This window comes from Pseudomonas sp. GW821-FHT09E04 (genome assembly GCF_059416185.1).
Genome location: NZ_JBWKOR010000003.1, coordinates 685,185 through 701,879, shown reverse-complemented (window position 1 = coordinate 701,879; position 16,695 = coordinate 685,185). Strand labels below are relative to the sequence as shown.

17 protein-coding genes are annotated in these 16,695 nt (G+C 60.6%); 4 read left to right on the top strand and 13 right to left on the bottom strand.

From position 1 onward, the window contains the following. Positions 1 to 195: 195 nt before the first annotated feature. Genes ccoP through ccoN form a run of 4 tightly spaced genes read right to left on the bottom strand, consistent with a single transcriptional unit; the run spans position 196 to position 3,390 of the window. Entirely contained in the window at positions 196 to 1,149 is a 954-nt protein-coding gene (ccoP, locus tag AC07N4_RS14215; RefSeq protein WP_493066290.1) for a cytochrome-c oxidase, cbb3-type subunit III, read from the bottom strand. Then, complete coding sequence (locus tag AC07N4_RS14210) at positions 1,146 to 1,343, bottom strand: cbb3-type cytochrome oxidase subunit 3 (protein ID WP_085609010.1); 198 nt, start codon at positions 1,341 to 1,343, stop codon at positions 1,146 to 1,148. The genes ccoP and AC07N4_RS14210 overlap by 4 nt, the downstream gene beginning before the upstream one ends. A 3-nt stretch (positions 1,344 to 1,346) precedes the next feature. Continuing rightward, positions 1,347 to 1,955 carry a cytochrome-c oxidase, cbb3-type subunit II gene (gene ccoO / locus AC07N4_RS14205; protein ID WP_007960355.1) on the bottom strand — a complete coding sequence of 203 codons (609 nt, stop codon included), beginning with the start codon at positions 1,953 to 1,955 and terminating at the stop codon, positions 1,347 to 1,349. A 10-nt stretch (positions 1,956 to 1,965) separates the two neighbouring features. Beyond that, on the bottom strand, positions 1,966 to 3,390 hold the full coding sequence (gene ccoN / locus AC07N4_RS14200) for a cytochrome-c oxidase, cbb3-type subunit I (RefSeq protein WP_007960356.1): 1,425 nt from the start codon (positions 3,388 to 3,390) through the stop codon (positions 1,966 to 1,968). A 95-nt stretch (positions 3,391 to 3,485) separates the two neighbouring features. Here ccoN and AC07N4_RS14195 point away from each other — a divergent pair, with 95 nt between their 5' ends. Both AC07N4_RS14195 and AC07N4_RS14190 read left to right on the top strand, forming a co-directional pair. Further along, complete coding sequence (locus AC07N4_RS14195; RefSeq protein ID WP_493066289.1) at positions 3,486 to 4,166, top strand: alpha/beta family hydrolase; 681 nt, start codon at positions 3,486 to 3,488, stop codon at positions 4,164 to 4,166. A gap of 988 nt (positions 4,167 to 5,154) precedes the next feature. Then, positions 5,155 to 5,514: a DUF6124 family protein gene (locus AC07N4_RS14190; RefSeq protein ID WP_039770060.1), complete on the top strand. Its 360-nt coding sequence runs from the start codon at positions 5,155 to 5,157 to the stop codon at positions 5,512 to 5,514. 116 nt (positions 5,515 to 5,630) lie between these two features. Here AC07N4_RS14190 and AC07N4_RS14185 read toward each other — a convergent pair whose 3' ends face one another. The 5 genes from AC07N4_RS14185 to inhA all read right to left on the bottom strand — a co-directional run bounded on the left by AC07N4_RS14185 (position 5,631) and on the right by inhA (position 9,691). Continuing rightward, positions 5,631 to 6,050, bottom strand: a complete 420-nt coding sequence (locus tag AC07N4_RS14185; RefSeq protein ID WP_493066288.1) for a type II toxin-antitoxin system YafO family toxin — start codon at positions 6,048 to 6,050, stop codon at positions 5,631 to 5,633. A gap of 6 nt (positions 6,051 to 6,056) precedes the next feature. Next, positions 6,057 to 6,203, bottom strand: coding sequence for a hypothetical protein (locus tag AC07N4_RS14180; RefSeq protein WP_165369536.1), 147 nt, complete (start codon positions 6,201 to 6,203; stop codon positions 6,057 to 6,059). Between the two features lie 208 nt (positions 6,204 to 6,411). Beyond that, entirely contained in the window at positions 6,412 to 7,977 is a 1,566-nt protein-coding gene (locus tag AC07N4_RS14175) for a methyl-accepting chemotaxis protein (RefSeq protein ID WP_096822476.1), read from the bottom strand. A 102-nt stretch (positions 7,978 to 8,079) separates the two neighbouring features. Next, positions 8,080 to 8,871, bottom strand: coding sequence for a CPBP family glutamic-type intramembrane protease (locus AC07N4_RS14170; protein WP_438301177.1), 792 nt, complete (start codon positions 8,869 to 8,871; stop codon positions 8,080 to 8,082). A gap of 133 nt (positions 8,872 to 9,004) precedes the next feature. Next, on the bottom strand, positions 9,005 to 9,691 hold the full coding sequence (gene inhA, locus AC07N4_RS14165) for an isonitrile hydratase (RefSeq protein WP_493066287.1): 687 nt from the start codon (positions 9,689 to 9,691) through the stop codon (positions 9,005 to 9,007). Positions 9,692 to 9,779: 88 nt separating this feature from the next. On the opposite strand from inhA, the gene AC07N4_RS14160 reads away from it, so the two are divergent. Further along, positions 9,780 to 10,763 carry a GlxA family transcriptional regulator gene (locus AC07N4_RS14160; RefSeq protein ID WP_493066286.1) on the top strand — a complete coding sequence of 328 codons (984 nt, stop codon included), beginning with the start codon at positions 9,780 to 9,782 and terminating at the stop codon, positions 10,761 to 10,763. On the opposite strand, the gene AC07N4_RS14155 is transcribed toward AC07N4_RS14160, so the two are convergent. The 3 genes from AC07N4_RS14155 to AC07N4_RS14145 all read right to left on the bottom strand — a co-directional run bounded on the left by AC07N4_RS14155 (position 10,732) and on the right by AC07N4_RS14145 (position 14,167). After that, entirely contained in the window at positions 10,732 to 11,631 is a 900-nt protein-coding gene (locus AC07N4_RS14155; RefSeq protein ID WP_493066285.1) for an alpha/beta fold hydrolase, read from the bottom strand. The genes AC07N4_RS14160 and AC07N4_RS14155 overlap by 32 nt on opposite strands. Positions 11,632 to 11,641: 10 nt before the next feature. Beyond that, positions 11,642 to 12,031 (bottom strand): hypothetical protein, encoded by a 390-nt coding sequence (locus tag AC07N4_RS14150; RefSeq protein ID WP_493066284.1) that lies wholly within the window; start codon positions 12,029 to 12,031, stop codon positions 11,642 to 11,644. Between the two features lie 309 nt (positions 12,032 to 12,340). Further along, positions 12,341 to 14,167 carry a glycoside hydrolase family 15 protein gene (locus AC07N4_RS14145; protein ID WP_493066283.1) on the bottom strand — a complete coding sequence of 609 codons (1,827 nt, stop codon included), beginning with the start codon at positions 14,165 to 14,167 and terminating at the stop codon, positions 12,341 to 12,343. A 207-nt stretch (positions 14,168 to 14,374) separates the two neighbouring features. On the opposite strand from AC07N4_RS14145, the gene AC07N4_RS14140 reads away from it, so the two are divergent. Then, complete coding sequence (locus AC07N4_RS14140; protein WP_096822469.1) at positions 14,375 to 15,547, top strand: MFS transporter; 1,173 nt, start codon at positions 14,375 to 14,377, stop codon at positions 15,545 to 15,547. A gap of 6 nt (positions 15,548 to 15,553) precedes the next feature. Here the strand turns inward: AC07N4_RS14140 and AC07N4_RS14135 are convergent, their stop codons facing one another. After that, positions 15,554 to 16,684, bottom strand: coding sequence for a cupin-like domain-containing protein (locus tag AC07N4_RS14135; protein ID WP_493066282.1), 1,131 nt, complete (start codon positions 16,682 to 16,684; stop codon positions 15,554 to 15,556). Positions 16,685 to 16,695: the final 11 nt, after the last annotated feature.

Sequence of the window (16,695 nt, the reverse complement as noted above, 5' to 3'; positions counted from 1 at the left end):
CCATGTCAGTCAGCCGATTCGTTCAACGCCTCGCTCAGGGTCGACCTGGAACCGGCACGGGCCAGTCCGCATCGAGCAAGCGTAGACCCGAATCCGGGTAACCGAAAGGAGAGGGGGTGACGGGGTGCGACAATGCGTCGCAAAGAGGCTGGAAACTGCCGCACTGGAAACGTGCGGCAGTGTTGTACGCAATGATTACTGTTTGTTGTCTTCAGTAATCAGTTTTTCTGTATTCAATCCATGGCTAAGGCTGTACACATAAGCCGCCAGCAATTGCACTTTATCGTTGCCCAGCAGCTCGTTCTGAGCTGGCATGTGGCCCTGACGACCATGGCGAATGGTCTGTTCAAGTTGGGTCAGGCTGGTGCCATAGATGAATCCGGCCGGGTGCGTCAGATTCGGCGCCCCCATGGCTTCAGTGCCCTGGCCGGTTGCCCCATGACAGGCTACGCACATGGTGCTGAACGTTTGCTGTCCTGCTTGCAGGTCGGCCTTGTTGTCCGCCGGCAGTGGCAGCCCGGCCAGTTCGTGGCGCACGTACGCCGCGACGTTTTTCACGCCAACCTCACCGAGTGACTCGCCCCAGGCCGGCATTGCAGCGACCCGGCCACCCATGATGGTGGTCTTGATCGTGTCGGCACTGCCGCCCCAGCGCCAGTCCTGGTCGGCGAGGTTAGGGAAGCCGAAGGCACCCTTGGCATCCGAACCGTGGCACACCGAGCAGTTCGACGCGAACAGACGGCCGCCCATTTTCAGCGCCTGCGGATCCTTCGCCACTTCTTCCACCGGCATCGCGGCGAATTTGGCGAAGATCGGCCCGAATTTGGCGTCGGCCTTGCTCATTTCCTTTTCCCACTCGTGGACGCCGGTCCAGCCGTCCTCGTAGCCGGGCAGGATGCCTTTCCAGTTGCCCAGACCCGGGTAGAGGATCAGATAGCCCACGGAAAACACCAGCGTGCCGGCGAACAGCATGAACCACCACTGCGGCAGCGGGTTGTCGTACTCCTCGATGCCGTCGAAGCTGTGGCCCATGGTCTGGTCGACGCTGCCCTTAGTCTCGCCCCGACGGGTGCCGACCAGCAGCCAGGTCAGGCCGATCAGGCTGCCGATGGTCAGTACGCAGATCCACGTACTCCAGAAGGTGGTCATGGCCGGGTACTCCTTGTTTCAGATGCTTGGGTTGGGTCGGGTTGCGGCTCGTCGGCAAACGGCAGCAGGCGCGCTTCGGCGAATTCCGGTGTGCGCTTGCGGTTGAACACCCACAGGGTCAGGCCGACGAAGGCCACGAACACCACGACCGTGCCGAGGCCGCGTATCAGCCCCGCGCTCATTTCAAAGACCATGGCTCACCTCTTGCTCTTGATCGCAGTGCCAAGCACCTGCAGGTAGGAGACGAGGGCGTCCATTTCGGTCTTGCCCTTGAGGCTGGCCACCGCACCGCTGATGTCGTCATCGGTGTACGGCACGCCGAGGGTGCGCATGACCTTGAGCTTGGTTTCGGTGTGGCTGCTGTCGACCGGTTGGGTGACCAGCCATGGGTAGGCCGGCATTTTCGATTCCGGTACGACGTTGCGCGGGTTGTACAAGTGCGCACGGTGCCAGTCATCCGAGTAACGCGCGCCAACCCGGGCCAGGTCCGGACCGGTACGTTTCGAGCCCCACAGGAACGGGTGATCCCACACGCTTTCGCCGGCCACCGAGTAGTGGCCGTAGCGTTCGGTTTCGGCGCGGAACGGACGGATCATCTGCGAATGGCAACCGACGCAGCCTTCGCGGATGTAGATGTCACGGCCTTCCAGTTGCAGCGCGGTGTAGGGCTTCATGCCTTCCACCGGTTTGTTGGTCACGTCCTGGAAGAACAGCGGGACGATCTGGGTCAGGCCGCCGATGCTCACGGCGAACACCATCAGCAGCATCAGCAGGCCGACGTTCTTTTCAATCGTTTCGTGTTTCATGGCGGACTCCTCAGGCCATCTGCGCGGCAGCAACGACGTCAGCAGGCTGCGAGGCCCGCACGGTGCGCCAGGTGTTGTAAGCCATCAGGAACATGCCGCTGAGGAAGATCGCCCCGCCAATCAACCGCACGACGAAGCCTGGGTGGCTGGCCACCAGGGTTTCGACGAAGGAGTAGGTCAGCGTGCCGTCCTCGTTCACTGCGCGCCACATCAGGCCTTGTGCAATGCCGTTGACCCACATCGAAGCGATGTAGAGCACGGTGCCGATGGTCGCGAGCCAGAAGTGCGCATTGATCAGGCCGATGCTGTGCATCTGCTCTTTGCCGAAGATTTTCGGGATCATGTGGTACAGCGCGCCGATGGAAATCATCGCCACCCAGCCGAGCGCGCCGGCGTGTACGTGGCCGATGGTCCAGTCGGTGTAGTGGGAGAGGGCGTTGACGGTCTTGATCGCCATCATCGGACCTTCGAAGGTCGACATGCCGTAGAACGCCAGCGACACCACGAGGAAGCGCAGGATCGGGTCGCTGCGCAACTTATGCCAGGCGCCCGACAGGGTCATCATACCGTTGATCATGCCGCCCCAGCTCGGTGCCAGCAGTACCAGCGACATCACCATGCCCAGCGACTGCGCCCAGTCCGGCAGCGCGGTGTAGTGCAAGTGGTGCGGGCCGGCCCAGATGTACAGAGTGATCAGCGCCCAGAAGTGCACGATCGACAGGCGATACGAATACACCGGACGTTCGGCCTGTTTCGGCACGAAGTAGTACATCATCCCGAGGAAACCGGCGGTGAGGAAAAAGCCTACGGCGTTGTGGCCGTACCACCATTGCACCATCGCGTCGGTCGCGCCGGCGTACACCGAGTAGGACTTGGTGAAGCTCACCGGCAACTCAAGGTTGTTGACGATGTGCAGGATCGCCACGGTGATGATGAACGCGCCGAAGAACCAGTTGCCCACATAAATGTGCTTGGTCTTGCGCTGCATGATCGTGCCGAAGAACACGATGGCGTAGGCGACCCAGACGATGGTGATCAGGATGTCGATCGGCCATTCCAGCTCGGCGTACTCCTTGGAACTGGTGTAACCCAGTGGCAGGCTGATGGCCGCCAGCAGGATCACCAGTTGCCAGCCCCAGAAGCAGAACGCGGCAATTTTCGGCGCGAACAGTTGGGTCTGGCAGGTGCGCTGCACCGAGTAGAACGAACTGGCGAACAAGGCACAGCCGCCGAACGCGAAGATCACCGCGTTGGTGTGCAGCGGGCGCAGGCGTCCGAAGCTGGTCCACGGCAGGTTGAAGTTGAGTTCGGGCCAGACCAATTGAGCCGCGAGAAAAACCCCGAGCCCCATGCCGACGATGCCCCACACCACCGTCATAATGGCGAATTGGCGGACCACCTTGTAGTTGTAGGCGGTACTGATAGAAGTGTTCATGGTTCCCCATCCACGGTTCAGCCGAAGTGAGCGCGCGCAGAAAACGCCGCGAATCCTTCGCCTGGAGTTATAGGCAGACTAAAAGCGAGGCAAGCATGGACAAACAGCACAAGGCCAGTATTGACGGGGATCAATGGGCGCAGTGCCTGCGGGATCACGGGTGGCTTTGGGATGCCGCTGTTGGCGAGGCTTCGGCGACTTTGATCCTGGCGCATGGGGCGGGGGCGCCGATGGATAGCGACTGGATGAACGATATGGCTGGGCGCCTTGCTGGGCTTGGGGTGAATGTGTTGCGGTTTGAGTTTCCTTATATGGCGCAGCGGCGGGTTGATGGGGTCAAGCGGCCGCCGAATCCTGCGGGGAAATTGCAGGAGTGCTGGCGTGAGGTTTATGGCTTGGTGCGACTTCATGTCGCTGGGGTTTTGGCGGTTGGCGGGAAGTCTATGGGGGGGCGGATGGCCAGTCTGCTTGCCGATGAGCTTGGCGCGGATGCGTTGGTTTGCCTGGGTTATCCGTTTTATGCAGTGGGTAAGCCTGAGAAACCACGGGTTGAGCATCTGGCTGGGTTAAAGACTCGGACGTTGATTGTGCAAGGCGAGCGCGATGCTCTTGGCAATCGGGACGCTGTCGGGGCTTACGATCTATCGCCGAGTATTGAGGTGTTTTGGTTGGCTTCTGGGGATCATGACTTGAAGCCGCTGAAGGTTTCCGGATTTACGCATGAGCAGCATTTGGCTACCGCCGCGCAGAAAGTTGCTGCGTTTCTCAAGCGCTGATCGAGATTTTGAACCGCATGAAGATCGGCTCCCTTTCCCCCTCGCCCCCTTGGGGGAGAGGGCTGGGGTGAGGGGGTAGATCTTGAACGTTGCACACTTTTCGATCTATGTGCATATCCATTGCTGCGGTTAATTCCACCTAGGGTTTCGCCCTTACGGCGACTCACTTTTTTGACAAACGCCTCAAAAAAGTAAGCAAAAAAACGCTTGCTCCTACGTTCGGCCCGCTCGCTAAGGCTCGGGGTTCCTTCGCTCCGGGATTCATCCGGGGGGCATCGCCTACGGTTTGCTTCGCTGCACCTCCTCTCGATGTGTTTGGCTTCGCCAAACGGTCGCTGCGCTCCCACCCCCGGATAAATCCCTCCACTCAGCCTTCCGAAGTCGCCCGTGGATCAAGATCAAAAGCTGCAGCCGAGCTAACGCTCATCCTGTTGAGTGGTTAGGAGCCGATTGAAGTGCTGTTCAAAACCTGAGTTCAACTCGGTATCCCACGTCGGCGTACCTCGCCCAAACACCTCCGTCAGTCCCCTCTCCCTCGGGGAGAGGGCTAGGGTGAGGGGTAAGGATTTCACTGACACACCACAAAAACTGAAAGCCCCCCAGCCCGGCATTTCCAGCGAATAAACACGATCGCGTCACCACGTTTAAAGTACACGAACCGTTACGCCATAAGGGCTACAACACCTTGCGTCGTTGCCTACGCGTACGCCAGAATCCGCCGGCTTACGCGGTTTGGAAAGGGCTATATCGTTTCCCTGTCACTGAAAAACAGTGATCGGGTTTGGTAGCCCGCTTCGAAACCGTCGTATGGCGTCACCATATGCAGTCCCTTATTTGGGGCTCAGATTTTATGGTGGGCATGCGCGGGGCTCCTTTGTGAGCGCCGGGTTTCCCGTTTCGACCGGTCTACCAACCCGCGTATGGCCACCACCCTTCGTTTGGTAGCGAGGGTGATGGCTCCTAAATATTCGAAACTGGAGTTAAATCTATGTTCAAAGCCACGCCTAACCCACCAGAAGCCGACCCAATCCTCCAAGACCCCGAGCTCGAGTCCCAAAAGACAAAAGAAGCCGCCGACCGCGCACTCGACTTTTACCTCGGCCCCGAAATTCCGAAGTACTTCCCACCCAAGGCCCGTCCCATCTACATGGTCGATCCCACGCTCGATGACGAAACACTGCTTGTCGAAGCCAGTGAATCACTGTCGTCAGCCAACGCCATGGCCGGCAATATCGCCAACTCGGTAAAAGGCCCGGAACGCAAACCGCTGCTGGCGCTGCAACAGCTGATCATGTTGAACGAGCTGCTGGTAAATCGACTGCTGGACAGGCTGCGCTTGCCACAGTAATCGCTGGTAACCGCGTGTAACGCCAAATCAAAAACAAAAAACCGGATAGCTCTCACTATCCGGTTTTTTGTTATCACCCACTCAATACATTTTCCGAGAACTGGCCAGCCAGTTAATCAAAAGTCGTCGAGGTCCAGATAGATGACTTTTCCCACGATCCATGGCTCAACAATCTCGTAATGCACCGTTCGCAGAAATGAACCCCACTCACCCCGGTTATGGGCATCCGGGCCAGTGATTGTCAGCAAAAGGTATTCATCCCGGAAAGCGTCGTAGGCGTAGATAAGCCAGAAGTCGTTGTCAGGATCGTCAACCAGGGCAGTTCGATAATACTGACGGTCTATTTTTGCCCACCGCGTCTGGGTCGCTTGAGTGCTGGCCAGGTGGATATGATGCATATCGCTGAGATCGAGTCGTTCGTCTCGCCCGAAAATAGCGGGCAGTTCACCGCACACTTTGTAGTTATAAAAATGAGCGGCGAAATTTTTCCAGTTGTTGATTTGTTCGAAAAGCGCAGAGATTTTGACTGCTGGCATCTATGGCTACTTTGTTATGGGTAGCTTGCCAGTGATCACATATTTATCGAACGCTTTCTGCCCATCACGCGCGGCTTGCCGGACATCAAGAAAAGTCAGTTCATCGCGAATGACTTTTTTAACCGGCTTGTCGATCTTTCTGGTGGTGGCCATCGGAGCCTCCAAAGGAGATGTATTCATACTGACCAGCTTAAGGGATTGGATTTCTACCGGCAAACGATAGAACCGGACCCAAAGGCGCACCAGTCAGCGGATTCTGGCGTGCTTGTAGGGCATGGCGCCCCTATGTGTAGTCACGCCGTAAGCCACAATAAAAAACCCGGAAGCTCTCGCTATCCGGGTTTTTTGTATTGCAGATCAATCAGCGGTTAAACCGCTCCACCAACGAATACTGCGTATTAGCCGTCTTCGTCAGCTCTTCACTCAACAGCGCCGAGTTATGCGCCTGTTCCGAGGTCTGGTCCGCCAGTTCCGAGATGTTGCTGATGTTGCGGCTGATTTCTTCAGCCACGGCACTTTGCTCTTCGGTCGCGGCGGCGATCTGGGTGGTCATGTCGGTGATGTTGGCCACCGCTTCGCTGATGCCGACCAGGGCCTGATCCGCTTCCAGTACCCGCGCCACACCTTCTTCCGCCTGGCGATGGCCGGCTTCCATGGTTTGTACGGCGCTGGATGCAGTCTGTTGCAGCTTGGCGATCAGGGCGTGGATCTGGCCGGTGGATTCGCTGGTGCGTTGTGCCAGTTGGCGGACTTCGTCGGCGACCACGGCAAAACCGCGACCCATTTCGCCGGCACGCGCGGCTTCAATCGCAGCGTTGAGGGCGAGCAGGTTGGTCTGGTCGGCGATGCCTTTGATCACGTCGACCACGCCGCCGATTTCGTCGCTGTCCTTGGCCAGTTGGGTTACGGTCAGGCCGGTTTCACCGACGACGACCGAAAGGCGCTGGATGGCTTCGCGGGTTTCGCCGGCGATGTCGCGACCGCGACCGGTCAGGCGATTGGCTTCCTGGGTGGCGTCGGCGGTGCGCTGGACGTGGCTCGCCACTTCCTGGGTGGTGGCGGCCATCTGGTTGACGGCGGTGGCGACCTGTTCGGTTTCCACGCGCTGGCGTTCCAGGCCGATGGAGCTGTTGTGCGCCAGACTGTCGGACTGTTTGGCCTGATCGGTCAGGTGCTCGGCGGTGTCCTGCAGACGGGTCAGGCAGGTTTTCAGGCGGGCTTCCTGGCTGAGGATCGACATTTCCAGACGCGCCTGGGCGCCACGGCTGTCGGTGTACATCTGCGCGATCAACGGGTCGGACGTGGTCTGCTCGGCCAGACGCAGCAGGCGCTTGAGCCCGCGTTGCTGCCATTGCAGGCCCAGCAGGCCCAGCGGCACCGAGAGACCGGCGGCGAGGGCGAAGCCCCACTGCGAGTTCAGGGTGGCGCCGATCATGAAGCTCAACTGGCTGACCAGAATGAACGGCAGCCAGTCCTGCACAATTGGCAGCCATTTGTCGCTCGAAGGAATCGCCGACTTGCCCTGGTTGATGCGTTGGTAGAGCGCTTCGGCACGGCGGATCTGTTCGGCGGACGGCTTGACCCGCACCGACTCGTAACCGACCACCTGACTGCCATCGAACACCGGCGTTACGTAGGCGTTCACCCAGTAATGATCACCGGTCTTGCAGCGATTCTTGACAATGCCCATCCATGGCAAGCCTTGTTTCAGTGTGCCCCACATGTGCGAAAACACCGCAGCCGGGACGTCGGGGTGACGTACCAGGTTGTGCGGCGCACGGATCAGCTCCTCACGCGAAAACCCGCTGATTTCGACGAAAGCGTCGTTGCAGTAGGTGATCACGCCCTTGGCGTCGGTTGTGGAGATCAACCGTTGCTGAGCCGGGAAAGTCCGTTCGCGTTGTGTAATGGGCTGGTTATTACGCATGGTTTTTCAATCCGCAAGGCTTTGAAAGGTTGTCGGCGGGGTCGGCGATTTGTTGAAGTTTTTTTTCATTTATAAGTACGGCGTCGCAAAACGGGGCTTGCTTCAACCCGCGAGCATCGGATAGGTGAACAGGCCGAAATGCAGCAGGTTCAGACCAAAGTGCGTCATGATCGCCGCGCCGAGCCCGCCAAAACGGTAGGCCAGACCATAGCCGACACCCGCCAGGCCCGCCAGCAACACCCATTGCCAGCCGGCGCCCACATGCACCAGGCCGAACAGCAGGGACGCGAGCAGCAGCGCGAGGTTTTCGCCGTAGGGCAAGTGTTTGAAATGCCGGCTGAGGCCGCCCTGTATATAGCCGCGAAACAGCGCTTCTTCGACCAGTGTCACCAGCAGCAGGTTGTTCAGCACCCACAGCCACGCCTGATCCGGCCATTTCGGCGCCCAGGTGATCATGCCCAGCAACACGGCGCCGCCCAGCGCCAGGATCACGCTCAACGTCAGTGCCAGTGCGGTGGCGTAAACGGTCAGGCGCAACGACCGCCGCGCGACGATCCACGGGCAGACCAGCAGCAGCCAGAAGCCGATCAGCGGTTTGTCGAGGTTCACGAACATCGAGAACGGCACGGCGTTGTCAGTGAAGCGCTGCGCCGGAATGGCCCGGCCGTTATAGAAGCCCGGCAGCCAGTGCATGGCCAGCGCCACGGCCAGCACGATAAACAGGCCATGACCGAGAAAACGCCCGACCGGCACGGTTTGCTGGCGCACGGCGTAACCGGCGAAAACCAGCAGTGCAATGGAGATCAGCGCCAGCCAGCCGAGCTGGCCAAAGCTCAGCGCCAATCCGTAACCAAGGCTGAGAAGCCCGAGATAGAGCCATGGCAGAGCTGTCATGGAAAGTCCTTGTGCACGATTTGTGGACAGGCTTTCTACACGGGTGGGGGCGAGGGGACAAGTGAAGGTGTAGGGGAAAACCGGGACGCAGGCCCTGTGGGTTGGTCCCCACAGGGCCTGTGCTGCGCACGAATCAGCGCAGATTGAGCTTCGCCGCCGCGCGCTCAGTGATTTCAGTGCGCAGTTTCAGCGAAGGCGCCGCACGTTTGCGCGCCTCATCGACAACCGCACTCGGCGCCGTCTCCGGGCTGCCCGAATTAAACGGTGGCGCCGGTGCATATTCCAGCTGCAACTGCACCAGTTGCGCCGTGTCGACGCCGACCAGTTCTTGCGCCAGCGTCAACGCAAAATCGATCCCGGCCGTGATACCACCCCCGGTAAACAGATTGCCGTCACGCACCACCCGATCCTTCACCGCAATTGCGCCCAGTGTCGGCAACAGATCGTGATAAGCCCAGTGCGTGGTCGCCCGTTTGCCCTGCAACAGACCCGCCGCCCCAAGCACCAGCGAACCCGTACACACCGATGTCACGTACCGCGCCTGCGCAGCTTGTGTCTTGATGAACGACAGCGTCTGCTCATCTTCCATCAACGGCCCGACGCCCGCACCGCCAGGCACGCAGATCACATCCAGATCCGGGCAGTCCTCGAAGGTGGTGGTCGGTTTCAGCACCAGCCCGGTGCTGGCGGTGACCGGCACCAGATCCTTCCAGATCAGGTGCACTTGCACGTCCGGCAACGAGGCCAGCACGTCATAGGGGCCAGTCAGGTCGAGTTGCTGCACCTGGGGAAACAACAGAAAACCGATCTGCAACGCCATGATTCTTCTCCGTGAAAAGGGGTGGACGGCTTCACTGTAGGCGCGTAGGTTTTGGCGCATACGCCAATCAGCCCACGAATTACGCCAAATGCCGAAAACCATCCACGTCCTCGCGTTCGCCAATGTGCAGCTGCTCGATGTCACCGGGCCGTTGCAGGTCTTCGCCTCGGCCAACGACATTGCCCGCCAGCAGGGTCTGCCTGCGCCGTACGCGCCAACGGTCATCGCCAGCGGCGGCGGGGCGGTGAACTCTTCGGCCGGGTTGGCGATGCTGGCCGAATCGCTGCCGGAGCAGCCCAGCGATACCCTGATCATCGCCGGAGGCTGGGGCGTGTATGCGGCCTCTGAAGATGCCGAGTTAGTGAGTTGGGTGCGTGAACATGCGAACGGATGCCGACGCGTGGCTTCGGTGTGTACCGGTGCATTTCTGCTGGCCGCCAGCGGCTGGCTCGACGGTCGCCGGGTCGTCACCCACTGGACCCGTTGCGAACAACTGGCGCAGCAACACCCGCGCTTGCAGGTCGAGCCCAATCCGATCTTCATCAACGACGGCCCGGTCTGGACCTCGGCGGGTGTCACCGCCGGCATCGACCTGGCGCTGGCCATGGTCGAAGACGACCTCGGTCGCGACATGGCCCTGGACGTCGCCCGGCAACTGGTGGTGTTCCTCAAGCGACCGGGCGGGCAGTCGCAATTCAGCGTGACGCTGTCGCTGCAAAAACAGGGCAACCGCTTCGATGATTTGCACGCGTGGATTGCCGAACACCTGACTTGCGACCTGGGCATCCCGACCCTCGCCGAACAGGCTGGCATGAGCGAACGCAGCTTCGTGCGCCACTACCGCGCCGACACCGGCCAGACCCCGGCCCGCGCCATCGAACTGATCCGCGTTGAAACTGCCCGCCGGTTGCTGAGTGATACCGGACTGCCGGTCAAACGGGTCGCGGCCAATTGTGGGTTTGGCAGTGAAGAGACGTTAAGACGCAGTTTCCTGCGGGCCATGGGTGTGACGCCGCAGGCGTATCGGGAGCGGTTTTCGGTCAGCGCTGGAGCAGATCCAGTAATGCCTTGAGCGTTTCACCCGGCGCCTCCTCGGGAAGGTTGTGCCCGACACCCGCCAGCACCCGCCGCTCGTAAGGTCCGGTGAAGTGGTGTACATCTTCATCGTCCTCTGGTGCCGGGCCCACGCCATCATCAGCACCGCACAGCGAAATCGTCGGAACGCTGATCACCGGTTGTCTCTCCAGCGCCTGCTCCATCCCTTCCAGCGCCGGATCGCCCGGCGCATACATGAAGCGATGACGGTAGGAGTGAATCACCACCTCGACGAAATCCGGGTTATCGAACGCCGACGCACTCAGCGGATAACGCTCGGCGTTCCGCGCCCAGGTCGGCGACCACAACTGCCACAGCAACTCGCACAGCGCCCGACGATTCTGCGTCAGCCCTTCAACGCCACGGGGCGTGTGGAAGTAATACTGATACCAGTAGCGATGCTCGCTCTGCGGATCCAGCGGCTGGACCGAGTTCGGTATGTCTTGCAGGTTGTAGCCATCGCCCGTCACCAACCCACGCACGCGTTCGGGAAACAGCGCCGCAACGATGCACGCCGCCCGACCGCCCCAGTCGTAACCGCACAACGTCGCTTGCTCGATCCCCAGCGCATCCATCAGGTCCAGCAGATCCTGAGCCAGCGCCGCTTGCTGGCCGGAGCGCAGCGTGTCCGGGCTGTTGAAACGGGTCGGCCCGTAACCACGCAGGTACGGCACGATCACCCGGTAGCCTTTGACGGCGAGGGGGGCAGCGATTTCATCGTAGGCGCGGGGGGAGTAGGGGAAGCCGTGGAGGAGGATGACCGGCGTACCGTTTTCCGGGCCGTGATGCTCATAGGCGATGGTCAGACTTTTGGTCTTGCAACGTTGCATCACGGCTTGGGTCATACGGGATTCCTCAAGTTTCAGCTTCCGCCACCTGATTGAAATACTTGCTGCGATCCGGCGTAAACGTCACCACCATTTTCGTCCGCGAGCAGGTCATGACTCGCTCGGAACCCAGATCAATGTCCAGATCTTCGCCACGCAACCCCTGCCACTGCGCAAGGTATTTCAGCGAACCGTACTTTTCATTCTTCTTCAGGCTACGGCTGACGCCACCTTTCCAGCCCAGCACCGGAAGTTCATCGGCAGTGCAACGTTGGGCGAGGTCGGGGAAGCGGGCGGCGCGCTGGCGGCCGATTTCCCAGCATTTGATCAGGCCCTTGTCGGCGGCTTCCCACAGTTCGTCGCGGGTCAGGCCCGTGCGCAGAGGGGCGTCGATCTGGCGGTGGATGCGTTGGCTCATTCTGGTTCCTTGAATCGGGTTTTTATTGGACAGCTCCGCTGTGCCCGTTGCGGTGGATGGTAGGGGGGGATGTAACAGCTGGCAACAAGGTATTTCGGGGTGTAAGTGCGAGTTGTGAGCCAAGCGTTACACGGGTTCTGGCAGGTCTTTGTAGGCCGTGCCATCAACAAGTTGTATCGAAAGTAATCGATTGTGCAGGCCGGCCCTTCAACCACAAGGCTCGAGGTTGTTTACCGTTCGTAGGAGGTCATCCTACAAACGGCGGTTGAAGTGGAGATCTTTCCTACAGCATGTGGCGAAAAATGATGACTACGGCTGCCAGTAATTCTTCTCCCCACTCAACTTGCGATCAAGAAAACTCGCCGCACTGATCAGTGCCAGATGGGTCAATGCCTGAGGCGTGTTGCCCAGATGCCGGCCACGGTTGTCGAATTCCTCCGCGTACAACCCCAGTGGGTTGGCGTAACGCAACAGTTGTTCAAATTCCAGATGGGCCTTCTCCAGTTGTCCAGCGCGGGCCAGGCATTCGACGTACCAGAACGAGCAGGCGGCGAAAGCGCCCTCGGTGCCGGACAATCCGTCGATGCCGGTGTCGTCATTGCGATAGCGGTAAACCATGCCGTCGCGCACCAAGTGTTTTTCGATGGCTTCAAGCGTCGCGAGCCAGCGCGGATCCTTTGCGCTGACGAAGCGCACCAGCGGCATCAGCAACATCGAGCCGTCCAGCGCGGTGCCGCCCTGGTACTGCACGAAATGCCCGTGTTCTTCATTCCAGAAGTTGTCCCAGATGTCGGCATGAATCGCCTGGCGGGTCTGGTCCCAGCGGGCGAAAGGCGCCGGCAGCGAGCGTTTCGAGGCCAGGCGGATCGCCCGGTCCAGCGCCACCCAGCACATCAGTCGCGAGTGCAGAAAGTGATGTTGCTCACCGCGCATTTCCCAGATGCCTACGTCCTTGGTCTGCCAGGTCTCACAGACCTGATCGACCACTTCCATCACATGTTTCCAGCCTTCGTGGGAAATCGCGTCGCCGTACTTGTTGACCAGATAAACGGCGTCCATCAGTTCGCCGAAGATATCCAGTTGAATCTGGTCGTACGCGCCATTGCCGATGCGCACCGGTTTTGCGCCGCCATGCCCGGACAAATGCGTGAGTTCGGTTTCCGGCAGTTCCTGGCGGCCGTCGATGGCGTAGAGGATGTTGAGTTTCATCGGCTGGCCGCTGCAATCGCTGACCCGCCCGCGCAGCCAGCGCATGTAGCCGTTGGCTTCGTCGACAAAGCCCAGGCGCATGAAGGCGTAAACGGTGAAGGAGGCGTCGCGGATCCAGGTGTAGCGATAGTCCCAGTTGCGTTCGCCGCCGGGTGTTTCCGGCAGGCCGAAGGTGGCGGCGGCGAGGATTGCGCCGTGCTGGCGTGAGGTCAGCAGCTTAAGGGCCAGGGCGGAGCGGTTGACCATTTCCCGCCAGCGACCGCGATAGTTGGACTGGCCGATCCAGTCGCGCCAGAACTTCAGCGTGCGTTCGATGCACAGCTTGGCGGCCCCTTCGGCGAAGCGCGGATCGTCGCTGGCGCCGAGCATGAACGCGGCGGTCTGATCTTGTTTGAGGGTGAATTGCCCGACTGCCGCATCGTGATCGACGCTCAAGGTTTGATCCGAGGCCAGCCGCAGTGTCGGCTGCCCGTTGGCGCTGAACAGCACATCCTTTTTATCAATGACGGCGTGCGTTTCCGCGCGGGCGTAGTCATGCCGAACGGCGCAGCGCAGGTGAAATGTCGCCTGCCCGCTGACCACCCGAACCCGGCGGATCAACAGCGGCAAGGCATCGTCGTTGTCGCCAATCGGCAGCAGATCGGTGATTTCCACCACGGCATGATCGCTGAGCCAGCGGGTTTGCAGGACGTTGGTGTCCGGCAGGTAAATCTGCTCGCGCCGGGCATCGGGCAGGTCCGGGGCCAACTGGAAAATCCCCGCATCGGGCGTATCCAGCAGCGAACAGAAGATCGACGGGCTGTCGAACTCTGGCCAGCAGAAGAAATCCACGCTGCCCTTGTCATTGACCAGCGCCGCACTGCGCATATCGCCAATGATGCCGTGGGCGTCGATGGGGCTTTGTCGTTCAGGGTGATGCTCGGCCATGGTCGTCTGGCTCCGAGGCGAAGGCTTACCTAGCTGACTGATGGCCGGCGGCGAGAGTTCATCCGCGTACATGAAATGATCGACAGCTTTGCGCGGCAGCGATTGGCCTTGCACGCCACAGGGACTTCACATTCCACCAACAATTGCGCGCTTTCCCGTCCGTCAGGCTTTGTGGCAAGTTGGCCGCCCCTGATGAGGCTGTATCCGATGGCAAACCCTTACCGCGAACTGTTCAACGCCCCCGGCGCCCGGGCCTTTGTGATGGCCGGGATGATCGCGCGCATGCCGATTTCCATGACCGGCATCGGCGTGATCACCATGCTCTCGCAATTGACCGGCGGCTATGCGCTGGCAGGCGGGGTGGCGGCGACGTTTGCCTTGGCCACGGCGTTCTGCGCACCGCAGGTGTCGCGGCTGGTGGACCGTTACGGTCAGGGACGGATTCTGCCGGTGTCGGCGCTGATCGGTGGCGGGGCGTTGCTGATGTTGCTGCTGTGCACCCGTTTGCAGGCGCCGACCTGGACGCTGTTCATCTGCGCTGCACTGGCCGGTTGCATGCCGAGCATGTCGGCGATGGTGCGGGCGCGCTGGACGGAAATCTATCGCGGCCAGCCGCAATTGCAGACGGCGTATGCGCTGGAATCGGTGCTCGACGAAGTCTGCTTTATCGTCGGGCCGCCGTTGTCGGTGGGGCTGTGCGTCGGCGTGTTTCCCGAGGCCGGGCCGCTGGCGGCGCTGTTGATGCTGGCGATCGGCGTGACGGCGTTTGTCGCCCAGCGCAGCACCGAGCCGCCGGTGCATCCCCACGAATCAGAGCATCAAGGTTCGATCATTCGTTCGACCGACGTGCAATGGCTGCTGCTGTTGATGGTCGCCATGGGCATGATCGTCGGCGTGGTCGATGTGGTCAGCGTTGCGTTCGCTCAGCAACAAGGGCAACCGGCAGCGGCGAGCATCGTGTTGTCGGTGTACGCCATTGGTTCCTGTCTGGCGGGTATCGCGTTTGGTGCGATGCGCTCGAAACTGCCGTTGCCGCGCCTGTTTCTGTATGGCGGTCTGGCGACGGCGGTGACCACGCTGCCGCTGTTGCTGGCGACCAATATTTTCGGTTTGTCCTTGGCGGTGTTCATCGCCGGGTTGTTCTTCTCGCCAACCTTGATCGTGGCGATGGCGTTGATCGAACGCATCGTGCCGCCGGCCAAACTCACCGAAGGCCTGACCTGGTTGGTGACCGGTCTGAGCATTGGCGTGGCCATCGGTGCCGCCGGTTCCGGTGCATTGGTGGATGCATTCGGTGCTCGCAGCGGCTTCTGGCTGGCGATTGCTGCGGGTGCGGTGGTGCTGTGTTCGGCGGTGCAGAGCTTCCGCCACCTCAAGTGATCGGGGTTACCAGCCCCGGCCCGAATTCACCCAGAAATTCACTGATAACGAAGTCGACACCGATTCCACCTGATGGAACCAGCCTTCCGGCAGAAACAACAGGTCGCCGGCCTCCAGCGTCACCCGCAGGAAGGTCACGTCGCGGGCCTTGGGGAAGCGCTCATAGTCCGGCTCATCCGGGTTGAAGTCGCAGCCGTCCAGACCGCCCTCGGGTGCGGTGGACCAAGTACCCAACGCTTCACGATGATGCGGCGCGGCGAGGGTGAACTTTTTCTGGCCCCAGACCTGGGCGAACAGGTTGTCGGTGTCGTCGCGGTGCAACGGGGTCAACGTGCCTTTGGGGCCGATCCAGATGCGCGGTGGGATGAACAACGAAGCGTCGAAGTAGGGCGGATATTGAATCTGTTGCATCAACGCCGCCGGCAGAATGTTGTTGCCCATGTAGGCCGGTGGTTCTCCGTCCGCACCTTTGACCGCCGGGCTGTCCAGCGAGGCGATGAAGTCGGCCATCGACGTGGAGCGGAAATCCCGTTCGGTCGAGAACGTCTTTTTCACGTAATCGCCGTGGCGGGTGATGCCTTGCAGTTCGGTGAAATGCACCAGTGATTCTTCGCGGCTGAGCCTGAACAGCGGCCAGTCCTGCAGGGCATTGCTGATCACTAGCGGAACGCCGTTGGGCAGGTAACGGCTCTCGAATTCGATCGGCGACAACTCGCTGCGCGGTCGCCGTTCGACGACGGTTTGCGCTGGCAGGCTGGCGGTGAGTTTTTCGCTGAAGCGCGGCGGCGTCGGGTACCGCTTGTTCATGTCGACCTTTTCCACCGGCGCCGCACCCCGGCGAGCGTGGTCGATGATCTGCGGCAGCATCGTCGCCAGGCCCATGTTGCCGCTGATCTTCAGTCGGCCGCTGGCGAACAGTTCCTCGACGTTGGCGATGCCGGCCATGATCCCGAGAAAATCCTGCTCAGCGACTTCGATGGTTACGTCGGGGCTGGCATGGCGACCGGCCTCGGTGCGGCTGCTCGCGCTGACCTCGGACCAGAACGCCTGTGACCCCAGCACGAATTGGAAAACGCCTTCGATACCGACCGCGCCGGCATTGGCGAACAGCTTGCCCAGGATGGTCTGCAGGTCCACGGTGAATCCTC